The following is a 17,258-nucleotide window of genomic DNA, read 5'->3' on the forward strand; positions in this document are numbered from 1 at the left end:
CATAGATATCAAGGAGTTCTGATTTCCCAATTCCAAGTATTTCTGCTGCTCTTCCATAAGAAATACTTTGATTTAAAATATAGGGATATAGCAAAAGTGCATTTATTCTCATTTCTAACTCCGGTGAAAGTTCTTCCAGATACTTATGCATTTGAGTAAAAAGCAATCATTTAACTCCTCTGCATTTTCATCTGTTCTTTAAACTTAATTAAATTCATGATTTCAGCTTGATCATTTTCATCCAACTTCTCAAAGCTTCTTGCAAATACCGTTGCCGGTTTACTCATCTTATTATTACTTAAAATTGCATCTGCCGTTACACCAAATAACTCGCTCAGCTTCGAAACATCTTCTGCTGTAACTTTCCTTTTTCCATTTTCCATCTGGGTATATGATGCACGGTTAATTCCCAAAAATTTAGCTACGTACTCCTGTGAAAGATGAAGCCGGTTTCTGTAATTCTTAATTCGATCATGAATAGCCGTCATAATTCTTCCTCCCTGCATAGATATCTGCTACTATAGTTTGCTTTGTTAGCTTTTACAACATTTATTATTAGTTTTTCCAACTTTCAAAAGAAAAATAGAATCTTCTTGAACTGTCAACGAATAGTTGACAGTTCCCTTCTCTTTTATTACTCCTTGATTTTCTCCATATTTTTCAAGCTTATACTATCCTAAGTCTATTGCTGATTATGTCATGCTTAGTGGTAGTCAACTTTTAGTTGACTACCACTTTCTTACTTCTTATCCGCACATAATCAAAGATTAGGGCATTCCTATACCTGCGCATAATCAAAAAGATAGCAAACAGGGCTGTAATATCCCCTTCTGCTATCTTCTTTTTTCTTATCCTTAGTAGGTTCCCCTTAAGAACTTAATTTTCTTCCTTAAGCTTCTCTAGTAATAAACGATAATATTTTTGCCCAATATGGCGGCCTGCTAATTTAAGACCCTCTATACACTCCTTTACTTCTTCTGCTGTTAGTTCATTTTCCTCATAAGCAGCCATTAGAACTCCGATTGTCCCCATGATTCTATGCCCCATTTGCTTAGATACGTTTCTTCCCTTTATCTCATCCATTAAAAGCAAATCTGCTTGTATCTCATCCGTAAGAATAATTGCCGCACTTTCCCCTAGGTCTAAGCCTGTTGCCCGTTTTAATATATCTACAGATGCAACGTTTAATATGTTTTTAGTCGTGATAAAGTTCTTAGACTTAATTTTATCTGCTTCTGTCCGGTAACGTTTATTCGAAGTTAATTCCGTAAATACCTCTTCCGGAAGAACAACTTCGCCAAATAATTTTTCCAAAATTTCCAATCTATCAATTTTCAAAAGAGAGATAATGGGCGTTGTATCTGAGACAACTATCATTTTATTTACCCCTTCTTTTTGAGTTGAAGATATGTATCTATATCTTCTTCCAATTCATCTTGAATCAAATCCAAATAGGAATACCCTAGCTTATCATAGATATCAAGGAGTTCTGATTTCCCAATTCCAAGTATTTCTGCCGCTCTTCCATGAGAAATACTTTGATTTAAAATATAGGGATATAGCAAAAGTGCATTTCTTCTCAGTTCCGACTCCGGTGAAAGCTCTTCCAGATACTTACGCATTTCTACCGGCACTTGTATTGTGATTGATTCCGTTTTCACCATAGTTGTCTTCTCCCTTCAGGTTGTTTTTTAGATTACATCAGGGTAATGCAAAAGTTTTAAATTTGTATTTCCTAGCATTATACTCTATTTTGCAAAAACAAAAAATAGAATCAATGCTTTTTAATTTTAGGCTAATATAGTTTAGCCATATTTATCATTGCTCCATCTTTTCCAATGCCAACCCAATCAATTGATCCGCCTGACCTGCCATGAACAGCGGGATATTCAGCACATCATCCAGTTTCAGATTGTTCATTGAGAAACGGATGCGGAGCTTGACCTTACCTACCTGACATACGCCCTTCAAAATTAACAGCTTGCGATAGGGAGAATTCTTCCAAGACAGCAATTTTTTTAAGATAAATCGTTCCATAAAAACAATCCTCACATTTTTATTGGGATTTTTGTGCTCTATAATCACATTTTTATACAAGCAAAAGCACAAAATTCTTTGACCGCTGAATGACCGTTTTCTCTAATGATCTATATACTCTCTAGGAAAAAAGAGGATATGATCATATCTTTTTCCTATCAAAACAGGAGTTTCTTTAACCATGCCGGTACTTTGTTTATCATATTGGATAATGTATCCCATATGGTTTTTCTGATTTTCTTTAGCTATATTTTCATTCCTACAATAAATATGTACACCCACGTTATCCGACAAATAACTTGATACAAACGTGCCTTCTGGTAAGGTATATTCACTATCTGATAAAACGCCGTCTTTTATTTCACAAATCTCGTTATTAGCGATACAATATAAATGCTTATTCATTGTAAATATTGCGCTTATATCTTGTTGAAAACTAAAACTTCCTAGCTTTTCCAAGCTTTTTTTATCGACTATATCAATAGTACATTTTCTTCCTTTTGTAGACCTTCCTAAGCAGTATAACTGATTTTCAAATAAGATTACTTTTTCATATTCCATGTCTTTTTCATAGATTTTTTCTTCAATCTTGTCATTATATAAATCCACTTTTATTATTTTACTGCTCCATATATCCTCTTCCACAAACAAATGAGTGCCTACGATATATAACTCGTTCTCGTCACACCATAAGTCGGAAGAATAGATGTCTATAATCTCTTTCTTTAAAATTTTTCCCTCTTCGTTCTGGACAAGAAGAAGATTTTTATACGTATCCCCTTCTACATTTCCATTCATTACAGCAATGATTTTCTCATCACAAAGATTTATGGATGTGACTCCGGAATAATTAGGATTATCCAAAAGTGAAAATAGCTTATAATCGCCGTCTCCATGAAGGAGGATATTATTATTGGCTCGTTCTCCTCCTGCTATAAACCTATCTTGATTAAAATTGAACTTTGTAACATCTTGCATTTTCAATTTTCTCTTATTGATAAGCTTTCCATCTGTATCAATTTCTATAAGTTCTCCATGCTTATCAAACATATTGGATGCCAATATATAGTAAGCTGTATCTTTGTTTTCGCTTTTTACATTTAGCATAGTATGAAAGCCTATGAATGCAATGAGCGCCAGCAGACACAAAGCTAAGCCAATCAGTTTATTATTCATAAATAAGGTCCTCTTATATAAAACAGGCAATTGTAATAAATTATACTATGTCTACCTTTGAAAATACATAATAGTTAAAAGTGTGGCCAGTATACTTTCTATACCTGCGCATAATCAAAGATTGGAGCGTGTCTATACTTGCGCATAATCAAAGTTTATAGGTTTTCTATACTTGCGCATAATCAAAAGCTCGCCTATAATATGCCCAGAATTCAATCTTTATGATGGGATTAAGCCATTGTTCAGAAGGAAGGGTAGCGTTATGATCCTCAAAAGAAAAATCTATGATAAATTGCTGGAATGGAAAGAAAACAGCCAAGGAAAGAAGGCTATCATGGTGGAAGGAGCCAGACGTATCGGTAAGTCTACCATCGTAGAAGAATTTGCAAAAAAAGAATATGAATCCTATATCATCATAGACTTTGCCAAAAAGGATAAAAACGTAGAGGAGTTCTTTAATTTATATTTGAATCGCCTTGATGATTTATTTATGATGCTGGGAACCTACTTCAGCGTAAAACTGATTCCCAGAAAATCGGCAATTATTTTTGATGAGGTACAGAGCTTTCCCCAAGCCAGAGCAGCGATAAAATATCTTGTGGCCGATGGCAGATATGACTATATCGAAACCGGATCCTTAATCTCCATAAAAGAAAATATTCAGGATATTGTGATTCCCTCGGAAGAGCGTAGCATCAATATGTATCCTTTGGATTTCGAAGAATTTGCTTGGGCTCTCGGCGAAGAGCAGCTTATAGACTACATCAAAAGTTGTTTTGAAAAAAGAGAAGCTTTAGAAAGAGGCATGCACAGTAAAGCCATGCATCTATTCAAACAATACATCTTAGTGGGCGGAATGCCTAAGCCGGTTTCTTTATTTGTGGAAAGCGGGAAAGATTTTACCGGTGTAGATGCAGAAAAGAGAGATATTTTAAAGTTATATCGAAATGATATTATGAAAATCAAAGCCCAATATAGGAGTAAGGTTCTTGCTATTTATGACCAAATACCGGGGCTTCTGTCCCAACATGAAAAACGTGTAGTGTTCAAAACTATACAGGAGGGAAGCTATGCAGAGCAATATAGTGAAACCTTCTTTTGGCTTTCCGATTCCATGATATCCAATGAATGTTTCCTCTGTAGCGATCCCAATGTTGGCTTGTCCATGTACGAAGACCGTAGCTATGTAAAATGCTATATGGGAGATACCGGCCTTTTGCTAAGCCATGCTTTTGATGAAAATGAGCTCTTGGAAAGTGAAATCTATCGACAGATTTTAAACGATAAACTGTCTTTAAATGAAGGTATGCTTTACGAAAATGTTATTGCGCAGATGCTTGTTGCCAATGGCCATAAGCTGTATTTCTATACCCATTATTCTGAAGAAAAACATCGAAATGATATAGAAATAGACTTTATCATCTCCAATAACAGTAAGCTAAAATACAAGATGTTTCCCATTGAAGTGAAATCCGGAAAACGATATACCACTAATTCCTTAACACGCTTTAAAGAAAAATACAAAGCTCGGATTGGAGAGGCATATATTATCCATCCAAGGAATTTACTGATTAAAGAGGATATTCTCTGCATTCCTCCTTATATGACAATCTGTCTATAAAAAAGAGCTTATAAAATTAGTTAAGATTTATTCACTAATTTCATAAGCTTCTTTTTTTAATTGATGTCATAGGCAAAGCCTATGACATCAGGTTTAAACCACCGCCGCAGCAAGCTTTCCGTCCTGCAAACGGATTTCTATATTGTCACCTTCTTTTACTCTATCTTCCAGAATTTCCTTAGCCACCAAAGTTTCCACATGCTTTTGCATATAACGCTTCAGCGGTCTTGCACCGAAGCCGGGCTCATAGGCATTTTCCAAGATGAAGTCCAGAGCTTCCTTCTGAAGATGGATGTGCAAACGACGCTCCTGCAAACGCTTGTTGATGTCCTTCAGAATCAAATCGGCGATTCTTTCCATATCCTTCTGTACCAAAGGCTTGAAGAGAATGATTTCATCCAAACGGTTCAGGAACTCCGGACGGAAATGGTCGTGAAGTGCTTCCATAACTTCCTTCCGTACGTTCTCCGGAATGTCTCCATTTTCAGAGATACCGTCCAGAAGCGTCTGGGCACCGATATTGGAGGTCAGGATAATGATGGTGTTCTTAAAGTCCACCGTCCGTCCCTGAGAATCGGTGATTCGTCCGTCATCCAGCACCTGTAAGAGGATGTTGAACACATCCGGATGAGCCTTCTCGATTTCGTCAAAGAGCACTACCGCATAGGGCTTTCTCCGAACTGCCTCGGTCAGCTGTCCACCCTCTTCGTAGCCTACATAGCCGGGAGCCGCACCAATCAAACGGGACACGGAATATTTTTCCATGTACTCGGACATATCAATACGCACCATGGCATTTTCATCATCAAAGAGGTTCTGGGCAAGGGACTTGGCAAGTTCCGTCTTACCTACACCGGTAGGTCCTAAGAAGAGGAAGGAACCGATGGGCTTTGTGGGATCCTTGATACCGGCCTTGGAACGAAGAATAGCTTCTGTAACCTTGGTTACCGCCTCTTCCTGTCCAATCAGTCTCTTATGGATTTCATCGTCCAGATGGAGCACCTTGGAACGCTCGGACTCGTTTAACTTGGTTACCGGAATACCGGTCCAACGGCTGATGATTTTGGCGATTTCTTCCTCTGTCACCTTGTCGTGTACCAAGCCTTGAGCTTCCTTACTTTGTGCAAGTTCCTCCGCCTCCTGTAATTCCCTTTCTACCTGGGGCAAGTCCTGATATTGCAGCTTTGCCACCTTTTCGTAGTCGTAGTTTTGCTTGGCGATGTTCATTTCGGACTGAATCTTATCCTTCTTCTCTCTAAGGGTCTGAAGATTGGATACGGCGTTACGCTCATTTTCCCACTGGGCTTTCTGCACATTAAACTGGTCCCTAAGCTCGGAAAGCTCCTTCTGCAGGGTGGCCAGTCTTTCCTTGGAAAGCTGATCCTCTTCCTTCTTTAAAGCCAGTTCCTCAATCTGGAGCTGCAAAATCCTTCTTTGCATCTCGTCCATTTCCTCCGGCATGGAGTCCATCTCGGTTTTAATCATGGCACAGGCCTCGTCCACAAGGTCAATGGCCTTATCCGGCAGGAACCTGTCGGAAATGTAACGGTCGGAAAGGGTAGCTGCCGCAACCAGTGCGGAGTCGGTAATCTTTACGCCGTGGTATACCTCATAACGCTCCTTGATACCTCTTAGGATGGAAATGGTGTCTTCCACATCCGGCTCGTCCACCATGACAGGCTGAAAACGTCTTTCCAAAGCAGGGTCTTTTTCAATATATTTTCTATATTCATCCAGAGTGGTGGCTCCGATACAATGAAGCTCTCCTCTGGCCAGCATGGGTTTTAAGAGATTTCCGGCATCCATGGAGCCTTCGGTTTTTCCGGCTCCTACAATGTTATGGATCTCATCGATGAAGAGCAGGATTTCTCCTTCGGACTTCTTCACCTCGTCCAAAACCGCCTTTAATCTTTCTTCAAACTCTCCTCTATATTTAGCGCCGGCAATCAATGCACCCATATCCAGGGCGAAAATCTTCTTCTTTTTCAAGGAATCCGGCACATCTTCCTTCGCAATTCTTTGGGCCAAGCCCTCTACCGCAGCGGTTTTACCAACCCCGGGTTCTCCGATTAAGCAGGGATTATTCTTCTGCTTTCTGGAAAGAATACGGATGATGTTACGGATTTCCTCATCTCTTCCGATAATGGGGTCAAACTTCTGCTGTCTGGCTCTTTCCACCATTTCATAACCATATTTGTTCAAAGAATCGTAGGTGCCTTCCGGATTGTCGGTAACCACCTTCTGATTGCCTCGAACGGAGGACAGAGCCTGTAAGAAGCCGTCCTTGGTAATATGGAACTGCTTGAAGAGCTCCTGAATCTTCTTGTCTCCATCCTTCAAGAGAGCTAAGAAAAGATGCTCTACGGAAACATATTCATCTCCCATGGCTTTCGCATGGTCTTCCGCATTCATCATGACCTTATTGGCGTCCTGGGAAAAATACTGCTGTCCCCCGGAAACCTTAGGCAGGCTGTTAATCTTCTCTTCCAGCGCTCTCTTAAAGTCTTCTACCGGAACTTCCATCTTTTCCAGAAGCTTTTCAATCAGGCTGTCTTCAATGTCTAACAAACTATATAAAATATGAAGCTGTTCAATGGCTTGATTGCCGTGGTCCATGGCAATCTTTTGGCTGTTGTTGATACTTTCAACGGATTTTTGGGTAAAACGATTAATGTTCATAGGAGTACCTCCTTTATTTTCCTCAAGATAGCTCCATTATACTCTCGTTGTTAGCACTGTCAAGTTGTGAGTGCTAATTCTTTTGTGATTTTTTTGTGAACCAAATTTCACTTGCTTTTTTTCCCAAGTCCCACTATACTATCCCCGTTATATATTTCATAAGGGAGTAACAAGAGCCTAGCTCGTGGATATCAACATTGCATGCAGGAAACTGCTGGTATCTACTGAAAATGTGAGACTTATGCAACCCAGTTTTTCTGAGTGGCATAGGTCTCTTTTTATTCTATGAAGAGCGCCGACCTACGACAGACTATCTCATTTTTAGAAGCGATCGGATTCTTGCCTCTTATGAAAACCTAGGGAGAAAGGGTAAAGGAAAATGAAGGATCAAAACATGGAACAGAAAAGCACAAGAAAAGTATGGCAGGACAAGGCTTATCAAATGGAAATTCCGGAGCTGCTGAGAGCCGTGGAAAGTCCGGTGGAAACAGGTCTGTCCTCCGTTGATGTAGCCAAAAGGCAGGCGGAGTACGGCAGTAATGCTCTGGAAGTGGAGAAGCATTCTTCTCTATTAGAAAAATTTATAGAGCAATTTAAAGATTTTATGATTATCATTCTTTTGGCTGCCGCCGCAGTATCCCTCTTTGCCAGCCATGAGTGGCATGATGCGGTGATTATCCTATTGGTGGTGGTTTTAAATGCCATTATGGGAGTTATTCAGGAGGCAAAGGCGGAGGAAGCCATTGATGCCTTAAAGGAAATGGCTTCTCCGGATGCAAGAGTTCGCCGAAACGGCAATGTGGAAACCATCAAGTCCCATGAGCTGGTACCGGGAGATATTGTACTTTTGGAGGCAGGGGATATTGTTCCTGCGGATATGCGTTTGCTGGAAGCCAACTCCCTGAAGGTAGAGGAGGCGGCTCTTACCGGAGAATCCGTTCCCGTGGATAAGGACATTGCCCCCATTACTTTGGAGGATGCGGGAATCGGCGACCGAAAAAACATGGTTTACTCCGGCACCAATGTAACCTATGGTCGTGCCGTAGCCGTGGTAACCGCCATCGGTATGGACACGGAGGTGGGTCATATCGCCAATATGCTGGCCCATGCGGAAAAGACCAAGACCCCTTTACAAAGGGATCAGGATCGTTTGGGAAAGAGCTTAACCATTATGATTTTGGCCATTGCCGCAGTAACCTTTGTGGTGGGACTGCTTCGGGGAAGAGCCATTACCGATATGCTCCTGGTATCCATTTCCTTGGCGGTAGCCGCTATTCCTGAAGGCTTACCTGCCATTTCCACCATCATCCTCTCTTTGGGAACCCGTTCCATGGCGGAAAGAAAGGCGCTGGTGCGTACTCTTCCGGCAGTGGAGACTCTGGGAGGCACCCAGGTGATTTGCTCCGATAAAACCGGAACCCTGACGCTGAACCAGATGACCATTGAGAAAGTGTATTTCGACGGAAAATTGAAGGATCGAAGCGTGGAAATTCCTGTGGATAATCCTCTCCTTCGCAGTCTTGTTTTGGCAAATGACACCAAGCTGGATGCGGAAGGAAAGCTGATTGGCGATCCTACGGAAACCGCTATGGTACAGTTTGCCTTAGACCAGCATTTTCCTCTTCAGGAAAATGAGAGCAAGTACCCTCGTGTGCAGGAGCTTCCTTTTGATTCAAGCAGAAAGCTGATGAGCACCTTCCATCCCATGGAAGGAGAATTCCTGCTTTGCACCAAGGGTGCGCCGGACCAGCTTTTACAGCGTTGCAGTCATATCGTGGAAAATGGAGAAGTTCGCCCCTTAACAGAGGAGGACAGAAAAGCCATTCTCTCCGAAAATACCAAAATGGCAAGGGAGGCGCTTCGTGTCCTGGCAGCTGCTTATCAGATTTGTAATGCCGTGCCGGACTCTCCCCGTTCCGAGGAGGTGGAGCAGAATCTGATTTTTGCCGGTCTTGTGGGCATGATTGACCCAGAGCGTAAGGAAGCTGCGGCAGCGATTGCCGTAGCCAAGGGCGCCGGCGTTCGTACCGTAATGATTACCGGTGACCATGCAGAAACCGCCCAGGCCATTGCCGAGCGTTTAGGCATTCTTCCTATGGGTGAAGATAATCGTGGGCATGTTTTAACCGGTGCTGAGCTGGAGCTTTTGTCCGATGAGGAGCTGGAGAAGAAGGTTCCGGAGATATCCGTTTACGCCAGAGTTTCTCCGGAGCATAAGGTTCGAATCGTGAGAGCATGGCAGAAGAACGGCAAGATTGTTTCCATGACCGGTGACGGGGTAAATGATGCTCCCGCCCTGAAACAGGCGGATATCGGCGTAGGTATGGGAATCACCGGAACGGAAGTTTCCAAGGGTGCTTCCGATATGGTGCTGGCAGACGATAACTTTGAAACCATTGTGGTAGCCATTGAAGAAGGAAGAAAGGTTTTCTCCAATATTCAAAAGGCGGTACAGTACCTGCTTTCCGCAAACTTCGGAGAAGTGATTACCCTCTTTGTGGCAACACTCTTAGGCTGGACCATCTTACAGCCGGTACATATCCTTTGGATTAACTTGGTAACAGACGTTTTCCCGGCTATCGCTTTAGGAATGGAAAAGGCTGAGCCGGATGTAATGCAGAGAAAGCCCAGAGAAAAGAGCTCCAGCTTCCTCTCCAACGGTGTGCTGGAAAGTATTCTTTACCAAGGTGTTTTGGAAGGTGGACTGACGCTCTTCATCTATTGGATGGCAGGACAGTATTTCCACGAGGAAAATCTTTCCGAGACCATGGCCTTTGCCACCCTGGGGCTTTTACAGCTCTTCCATGCCTTTAACGTAAAGTCCGTTTTCCGTTCTCTATTCAATGGAAATCCTTTGGACAATATTTACTTAAACGGTGCGGCACTGCTTTCCGCCTTCCTGCTTTTAGGCGTAATCGTAACTCCGGGAATCAACCAGTTCTTCGATGTGACTCCACCAAGCCTTATGCAGTGGGGAATCGTTTTCGGAATTTCCTTCAGTATTATTGTGTTCGTGGAGATTGCTAAGGCAATCTTTAGAGCAGTACGAAAAGAAATGTAAACAAAATATCGCGCAGTTTCCGGGCGATACCCATTAAGAACCATCGCTAACATTTTCAAATGTCACCGATGGTTCCAACCAATGCCTATAAAATAATAATCCCTCTTCCGATATGAATTTTTATATCGGAAAAGGGATTGTTTTGGTTTTAACAGTATTTAGTAAATATTGTCTTTATGAGTCGTTGCTTAGCCAATAAGGATCCGATCAAAATCATAACATTAAGCAGGTATTTCATTACTTTACAAATGTCCTGTCTTTTCATCTATTTTCCATAAAAAATATTCTCTTCCCATTCCATTAACTACCTTATTCAAAACGAGCGTTGGCTAAACCGACGTAAGCTGCGTTATTTACTGAAATTGCCTTAATCCTTACCTTTTCGTAGCCGGAAATATCCACATCGATATCAAAGGCTTTGGTGTCATAATAGATGTCCTGCGTTACATAAAACTCTTCATCCTCTCCGGACAGCACCTGCAAAAGTATACGATCACTCTCATTCCAACTGCCTTTTGCCGGAAAAACCGTTGCCTTAAGATGTGTATATCCGGCAGAGTTATCAAATTCTATATATTCTCCAGGCCAAAATTTAAAGCACTTGGTATAGGATTTATTCTCCCGATTGCTTACTAAACTATCCTCTCTCTCAACATTATAATTCAATAGGGAATTAGCATTAAACAAGGTTAATCCCCCCTGTTTGCTGCTTTTTCCTCCACTTTGATCATTGTTTTGGCTGCTACTTTGGGAAGTATTTTGAGCCCCGTTCCCTGCCTGTCCGCTTCCCATATTTCTGGTCTGTACTACTCCATTCTCTACCCATGCACCGCTACCGTTCACCTGATAGCCGTCCGGTGTAGTAGCATTCATCATGCAATACCCCATGCGATCAAAGTAGTAGCACTCTGCAATGCCGTCGTTGTTTCCGTCAATCCACTGCCAGCTACTGGATGGCCAATTTCCGTTACCATAGTTGTACCACCAGCCATTTGCATCATTTACCCAACTGCCTGCAAAGCTTGTAAGAGCAAATGCTCCTGTGCATAGCATGGTGGCTGCTAAAACTTTCATGGTTTTTTTTACATCCTGTCTCCTCATCTTCTACCTTCCTTTTTTTGTTTTTATGAATAGAACATCTTTACATAGCTTACTAAAAAGTAAAAGCTATTTATTCTCTTGGACTTTAACATGAAGGTATAGCTCATTCACTTACATTTTCTTACACCAAGGTCGGTGTAAGTTTGGTGTAAGGAGAAAAAAACAGTGGATTTTAGCCATTTCTTCTCAATTTTCTACACAGAAGAAAATTGCAATAAATAGTTGGAGTAGTCTTTTTTTACACAAAAAAGAGGCTACAAATCAAAATAAATGAATGTTTTCAGCAATATAGGTCTAAAATGGGGTAGTCTGAGCCCGACGGTACTTGCGAAAATCCGGCGATGTGAAGGACTGTAAAAATCAGTAATTGACGCGAATAATGCAGTATGGGTCTATAATAGGGGCAATCTGAGCCCGTCAGTACTTACTGAAAGCGAGCAAAGCGAAGCTTGAAGTTAGTACTGCTACGAAGGCGAGGTTAGCGGGAGCGTGCCCTGATTATAGACCCATACTGCATTAGAGCTTATCTTTATAATAAATACAGTCCTTCAATATGACAGGTTTAAGCTAGCGAGAGCGTGCCCCGGCTTCAGACCTATATTGCGTAAAAAAACTATTTTGATTTTTATATAGCCTCTTTTAAATGCGAGGAGATGTTATGCTCTGCTTCTCATCGTCCATGATATAAATCCCTTTTGCAAGGGCTCTTCTGTCTGCGAGCCATCTCCCCGTGAAAAGACATCCCTGTCCTCTCTAAAAACTACTATTCTAGGAAATTTTCCTTCTGAAAACCTTTTTTAATGTCCCATATTGGAACCGCTGGCTACCAGGTTGGAACCGGAAGCTACGGGCTTTGGAAGGTTGGAGCTGCTGGCCTTAGCGCCATTTTTCTTGCCGGCTGCGCCTCCTGCTCCTCCTGATCCGGAACCGCTTCCGCCGCCGGAGAAGCTGATAATGGTCTTTGTGGGAGTGGTGCTTGCTGCCGCCTCTGTGCTCTGCTTCTGCTCTACGGAAGGATAGCCCTTTCCGGCCTCATATACAGGAGTGCCGTCAGCATTTACCCAATGTCCCTCAGCATCTACCTTATAGCCGTCCTTCTCAGAGGAAACCAAAAGCTCTCCGAACTTTGGTCCTTCTTCCTCCTGCAAATAGTAGGAATATCCTCCTACCCACTGCCAGCCCTGAAGAAGCTTTCCGAAGGTACCGTCGTGTAAGGTGCTCATAAAGAACCATTTTCCGGCATCATTCTTCTGCCATCCGGAGAATAATGTTCCGTCCTCCTTTAAGAAGAACCAGCTTCCGTCAGTGTAAATCCAGCCCTGGTACTTGCTTCCGTCAGGCTTTACAAAGGACCACTGTCCCGCATCCTGCTTCCAGCTTCCTTCTGTGTTTAAGGGAGCTGCCACTGCAGGAATGGCAGATACCAGCAAAGCTGCTCCCAATCCTAATGCCAAAAGACTTCCTTTTCTTCCCATTCTTTTCATCTTTCTCTCCTTTACTTCCGTACTGATTTTCTCTGTACGCTTCCTTAGAAATTCACTTGTTTGCACTATTTCTTAAAAAGTTCTTTTCCGAGAGAAATCTTAACATAGGCTTCCGGCATTCTCAACAGTTCTTGAAAATGTTATTAAATTTGTCAGAAATACTTTAGAATTTAACTTTCCTGTTTTGATAGTTTTTGAAAATTTTTTCCGTGATATGGTTTCCGGCAATTTCCTCCTCTGTTCGGAGAAAATATTTGTCGATAATCTGATTTTCTCCATCCTCCGTCACCGGATCATCCCAGGTACAGTCCACAGAAAGCCATTTTCCGTCAATCAAAACCCTGTTCCAGGCATGACTGCCTACTGCGCCGCCTCTGCCAACGGATTTTCCTACCACAACCTCATGGGGAATGCCCAGAACCTCCATAAAATAATCAAAGGCTTCCACATAACCGTTACATACTGCAACACCCTTCAGCATCACGCCTTCGATATGGTAGGAATCCTCCGGAATGGTTCGTCTTCTCTGATTCTCAATATCATACTTGGTCTGCTGAATAATCCAGTCATGAACCGCCTTCACCTTCTCCCTGTCGCTCATGGCGTCATTACAAATCTGCTCCGCCACGGTGAAGACCTTAAGCTTTGCCACCGCCTCGGGAGAAGAGGCATTCAAGCCGTAGGCGCGCCGTCCTTCTTTAATTCCGAAGTACAGGTAATGGCTCCAAAAGGCGGAGGGATTCATTCCGTAGGCCTCCAGCACATCCGGATTATCCTTGGCATATTGCTCCGCATCCAGATATTCCCCATTTTCTCCAAAGCTTAATGCGGTTCTCCTGTCTCCTTTAATAGGAGAGGCGTAGACCTGCATTCCAAAAATAAAGGTAAACATTAGCAATAGTATCTTAATTCCTTTGTTCCAATGCCGATTCATCAATATGACCCCCTCACTATCCCTGTTCGTGTCATTTCTTACTTAAGTTTCACCAGACTTCCTTGTTGCGCCCATGCCACTCTTTCTCATTTGAGGGGTCACAGGCTTCACCTACACTACTTATTCTGAAATATGATAATACCCCCTTACTGTCTCTTCAGTAAAGGGGTATATCTAAATCTTATGAAATACTTCAGAATAGGCTTAGTGCCTTGCAAAACCGCTTAAGGATAGGTCTTTAAGAACTCCACATTTTTCTTTTCAATCTCTGACATTTGCCGATAAATATTATCCACATTTGATATCCGATCCCGGAGAGAAGAGTACCAATAAAATTGCTCAAAATACTCATTGAGCTCCGGATCCTTAAACTCATAACCGTATCTGGCATATATCTCATTTATAATCATCTGAGCAAGCGACCTTTGCCCGGGGAAGAGATCCTTTGGATACTCTGCCATCAATTCGGTCATATCCTGCTTCGTAATCAACCTGATGGAACTGTAGGGGCAAATATAGTCCGATACAGCATACTGTGCTTTTGCCTCCTCAGTTTTCGCATCATCCTCTGCTGTAGAAAACGGCATCGAAGAATCTTCTGTGCCTATAGCAGTATCTTTCTCCTCTGAAGTTTCCTTCAAGCCCGAAACAGTATAAGTTATGTTCTCTTTACCGGGTAAAATACCGCAAGATTCATAGTAGTAAAGCGGGCTGTATCGTAAAGCAATATCTACTTTGGAGCCATTAGATAATAAAAAATTGGGATATATTATGAAGTCAGCTTTTTTAAGACCTTTTGGTAAAGCTCTTAGAACTATATTGCCATATCCATTCTCTCCTACTGCCTTAATTTCCATTTTCCCGAAAATATCCTCTTCTTTCACGGAAGCATCGGTATGGGCTTTTATCTTTTTATTCTCTAATTTTAGTTTACAATTTAAATAACGGGTGATCTCTCTGTCATCAAAGTTCCACTGATAAGCAATTAAATCTCCATTTTTAATGTTTTTCTCTTTCTTAAGACCTGGAGGACTGATAGATTCAAACAAGCAAGTTATCGGAGAATGATAAAGCTCCTCCAAACCCTTCGATTTCGCCAACTGCGTGAAGGATAATTTTCCCCCATAATCCCTTTCGATTCCATCCCAGTCTATTTCCGTATCTGCTACTGCATAGCCACTTGGTCCATGGATATTCACCTTCACATATTCATCTAAGGGTATTGTAATTTTCTTAAAGAATTGTAGATATGCCCAAGTTCCACCGCTCCCTATAAAAAACGCCAGAAGAAGGCAGATTAAAAAATGTAAATGTAATTTTTTCTTTGGCTTCAAAGTCTTAGCTTCTTTTGTAGCCACTGTCTTATTCCCTACTACAGATTCGTTTAGCACCGGGGGCTTGGGGGAACGAGAAAGAGCCCCCTCCGAAAGCTGTTCTACTTCTTCGAACAATCTTGCTCCACAAAGTTTGCAGAATACGGCATCATCATCATTTTTTAAACCACATTTTCTACAAAACATCCTATTCTCCTTTGATAATTCGTTTTTTTGAATTTAGTTAAGGGAATCCACGACATTTAGCTTCTATCCTATATTTCTTTTCCGTGTTTGACATGGAAAAGTCAGCTTTTCCTTAGTTTTATCATAAGTTTTATTAAAAAACAAATAATCCTCATTCTCTCTCTTTCCATTCCCCCTGCCTTTTGCTATCATTAGAGCCTAAAGAATACATGTTTTTTTGATGAAAAAGGAGGGTTTTCTATGAGTGAAAATGAAAAGCGGCAGGACGCGATTTCCTGGGATGAGTATTTTATGGGAATCTGTACTCTTTCCGCCCATCGTTCCAAGGACCCTTCCACCCAGGTAGGAGCCTGCATTGTTTCTCCGGATCATAAGATTCTCTCCATGGGCTACAACGGCTTCCCCAAGGGTTGCTCCGACGACATTTTTCCTTGGGCGAAAATGAAGGCAGAGCAGGATCCCTATAACGCCAAGTATTTTTACGTAACCCATGCGGAATTGAACGCTATATTGAATTATCGGGGCGGTTCCCTGGAGGGCGCTACGATTTATGTCACCCTCTTCCCCTGCAACGAGTGCGCGAAAGCCATTATCCAATCCGGCATCAAAACCTTGGTGTACTGGGAGGACAAATATGCGGACACCCCAGCGGTAAAGGCCTCCAAGCGCATGCTGGATGCCGCAGGTGTACGCTATTACCCCTATCAGCCTACCGGAAGAAGCATCACCATTGAATTTTAAGCTTCTCCCTTCGGTATCTTCGGATGCATTTTTTAAAAAAATATCAATAGAAAGAAATACAGGAAATAATGTTTATTCGTTCTGAATCAAAGAAAAAAAGAGAAAGTAGAGTTCGAGAAATCATGAAGAGGCTGGATGCCCATTATGGGGACCGGCCCATGATTTTTTTAGAGGCGAAAAATGCCTGGCAGTTGCTTTTTGCCACCATTTTAAGTGCCCAGTGCACCGATGCCCGGGTAAATATGGTGACGGAAAAGCTTTTTGTGAAATATAAAGATTTACAGGCCTTTGCCGATTGTGATTTAAAGGAGCTGGAAGAGGATATTCATTCCACCGGCTTCTACCATAACAAGGCCAAAAATATGAAAGCCTGCGCCAAAGCGCTGGTGGAGGAGTATGGAGGGGAGGTTCCCCGGAATATCGAGGCCTTAACCGCATTGCCCGGGGTGGGACGGAAAACCGGAAATCTGATTTTGGGTAACATTTACCATATCCCGTCCATCGTGGTGGATACCCATGTAAAGCGCATTTCCAACCGTTTGGGGCTGGCGGATTCCCCGGATCCCACCAAGGTGGAATTTCAGCTGATGGAGCATCTTCCGGAGGAGTTTTGGATTCGTTGGAACACCCACATCATTGCCTTGGGAAGAACGCTTTGTACTTCTCAGAATCCCAAGTGCGACGAATGTTATTTGCAAGACCTCTGCCCTTCCAGCAAGAAGGATCCGGAGACCTGGCGGCCTGTAGGCGAAAGAAAGACTGTCGTGAAGAAGACTGTGGGCAACAAGACTGTGGGAAAGAAAAAGGCTGCTGCAAATAAAACTGTTGAAAACAAAACTGTTGAAAAGAAAAAGACTGCTGCAAAAAAAGCAACGGTGAAGAAAAGTTTGGAGGTTTAGTCCAT

General features: G+C 42.1%; 12 protein-coding genes and 2 pseudogenes. 4 read left to right on the plus strand and 10 right to left on the minus strand.

From position 1 onward, the window contains the following. Nucleotides 1-170: 170 nt before the first annotated feature. The 5 genes and pseudogenes from ACO4PX_RS02605 to ACO4PX_RS02625 all read right to left on the minus strand — a co-directional run bounded on the left by ACO4PX_RS02605 (nucleotide 171) and on the right by ACO4PX_RS02625 (nucleotide 3,213). Nucleotides 171-488 (minus strand): helix-turn-helix domain-containing protein, encoded by a 318-nt coding sequence (locus ACO4PX_RS02605; protein ID WP_314999120.1) that lies wholly within the window; start codon nucleotides 486-488, stop codon nucleotides 171-173. Nucleotides 489-876: 388 nt separating this feature from the next. After that, nucleotides 877-1,377, minus strand: a complete 501-nt coding sequence (locus ACO4PX_RS02610) for a PIN domain-containing protein (RefSeq protein WP_314999121.1) — start codon at nucleotides 1,375-1,377, stop codon at nucleotides 877-879. Nucleotides 1,378-1,382: 5 nt separating this feature from the next. Next, the gene (locus ACO4PX_RS02615; protein ID WP_007158213.1) at nucleotides 1,383-1,664 is read right to left on the minus strand and encodes a hypothetical protein; all 282 of its coding nucleotides are present in this window, start codon (nucleotides 1,662-1,664) and stop codon (nucleotides 1,383-1,385) included. Nucleotides 1,665-1,818: 154 nt separating this feature from the next. Further along, nucleotides 1,819-1,947, minus strand: a pseudogene (locus tag ACO4PX_RS02620) (ATP-binding protein); the annotation flags it as partial. A 192-nt stretch (nucleotides 1,948-2,139) separates the two neighbouring features. Further along, nucleotides 2,140-3,213 (minus strand): hypothetical protein, encoded by a 1,074-nt coding sequence (locus ACO4PX_RS02625; protein ID WP_314999122.1) that lies wholly within the window; start codon nucleotides 3,211-3,213, stop codon nucleotides 2,140-2,142. Between the two features lie 262 nt (nucleotides 3,214-3,475). On the opposite strand from ACO4PX_RS02625, the gene ACO4PX_RS02630 reads away from it, so the two are divergent. Further along, a complete protein-coding gene (locus ACO4PX_RS02630; protein WP_314999123.1) occupies nucleotides 3,476-4,834 on the plus strand; it encodes an ATP-binding protein in 1,359 nt (452 codons plus the stop codon). A gap of 93 nt (nucleotides 4,835-4,927) precedes the next feature. Here the strand turns inward: ACO4PX_RS02630 and clpB are convergent, their stop codons facing one another. Beyond that, nucleotides 4,928-7,513: an ATP-dependent chaperone ClpB gene (gene clpB / locus ACO4PX_RS02635; RefSeq protein ID WP_485571277.1), complete on the minus strand. Its 2,586-nt coding sequence runs from the start codon at nucleotides 7,511-7,513 to the stop codon at nucleotides 4,928-4,930. A gap of 379 nt (nucleotides 7,514-7,892) precedes the next feature. Here clpB and ACO4PX_RS02640 point away from each other — a divergent pair, with 379 nt between their 5' ends. Beyond that, on the plus strand, nucleotides 7,893-10,574 hold the full coding sequence (locus tag ACO4PX_RS02640; RefSeq protein ID WP_485571279.1) for a cation-translocating P-type ATPase: 2,682 nt from the start codon (nucleotides 7,893-7,895) through the stop codon (nucleotides 10,572-10,574). A 309-nt stretch (nucleotides 10,575-10,883) separates the two neighbouring features. Here ACO4PX_RS02640 and ACO4PX_RS02645 read toward each other — a convergent pair whose 3' ends face one another. From ACO4PX_RS02645 to ACO4PX_RS02660, 4 genes are all read right to left on the minus strand, one after another. Beyond that, nucleotides 10,884-11,648, minus strand: a complete 765-nt coding sequence (locus tag ACO4PX_RS02645; RefSeq protein ID WP_485564402.1) for a hypothetical protein — start codon at nucleotides 11,646-11,648, stop codon at nucleotides 10,884-10,886. Between the two features lie 824 nt (nucleotides 11,649-12,472). Continuing rightward, complete coding sequence (locus tag ACO4PX_RS02650; protein WP_485571281.1) at nucleotides 12,473-13,159, minus strand: hypothetical protein; 687 nt, start codon at nucleotides 13,157-13,159, stop codon at nucleotides 12,473-12,475. A 163-nt stretch (nucleotides 13,160-13,322) separates the two neighbouring features. Then, on the minus strand, nucleotides 13,323-14,093 hold the full coding sequence (locus ACO4PX_RS02655; RefSeq protein WP_485571285.1) for a transglutaminase domain-containing protein: 771 nt from the start codon (nucleotides 14,091-14,093) through the stop codon (nucleotides 13,323-13,325). Between the two features lie 224 nt (nucleotides 14,094-14,317). Next, entirely contained in the window at nucleotides 14,318-15,613 is a 1,296-nt protein-coding gene (locus ACO4PX_RS02660; RefSeq protein WP_485571283.1) for a YARHG domain-containing protein, read from the minus strand. Between the two features lie 240 nt (nucleotides 15,614-15,853). Between ACO4PX_RS02660 and ACO4PX_RS02665 the strand changes: the two genes are divergently transcribed. Continuing rightward, nucleotides 15,854-16,354, plus strand: a complete 501-nt coding sequence (locus tag ACO4PX_RS02665; protein ID WP_314966089.1) for a deoxycytidylate deaminase — start codon at nucleotides 15,854-15,856, stop codon at nucleotides 16,352-16,354. 68 nt (nucleotides 16,355-16,422) lie between these two features. Continuing rightward, nucleotides 16,423-17,112: pseudogene (nth, locus tag ACO4PX_RS02670) on the plus strand (endonuclease III); the annotation flags it as partial. Between the last annotated feature and the right edge of the window lie 146 nt (nucleotides 17,113-17,258).

The sequence above is a fragment of the Oribacterium sp. genome, from assembly GCF_057249185.1.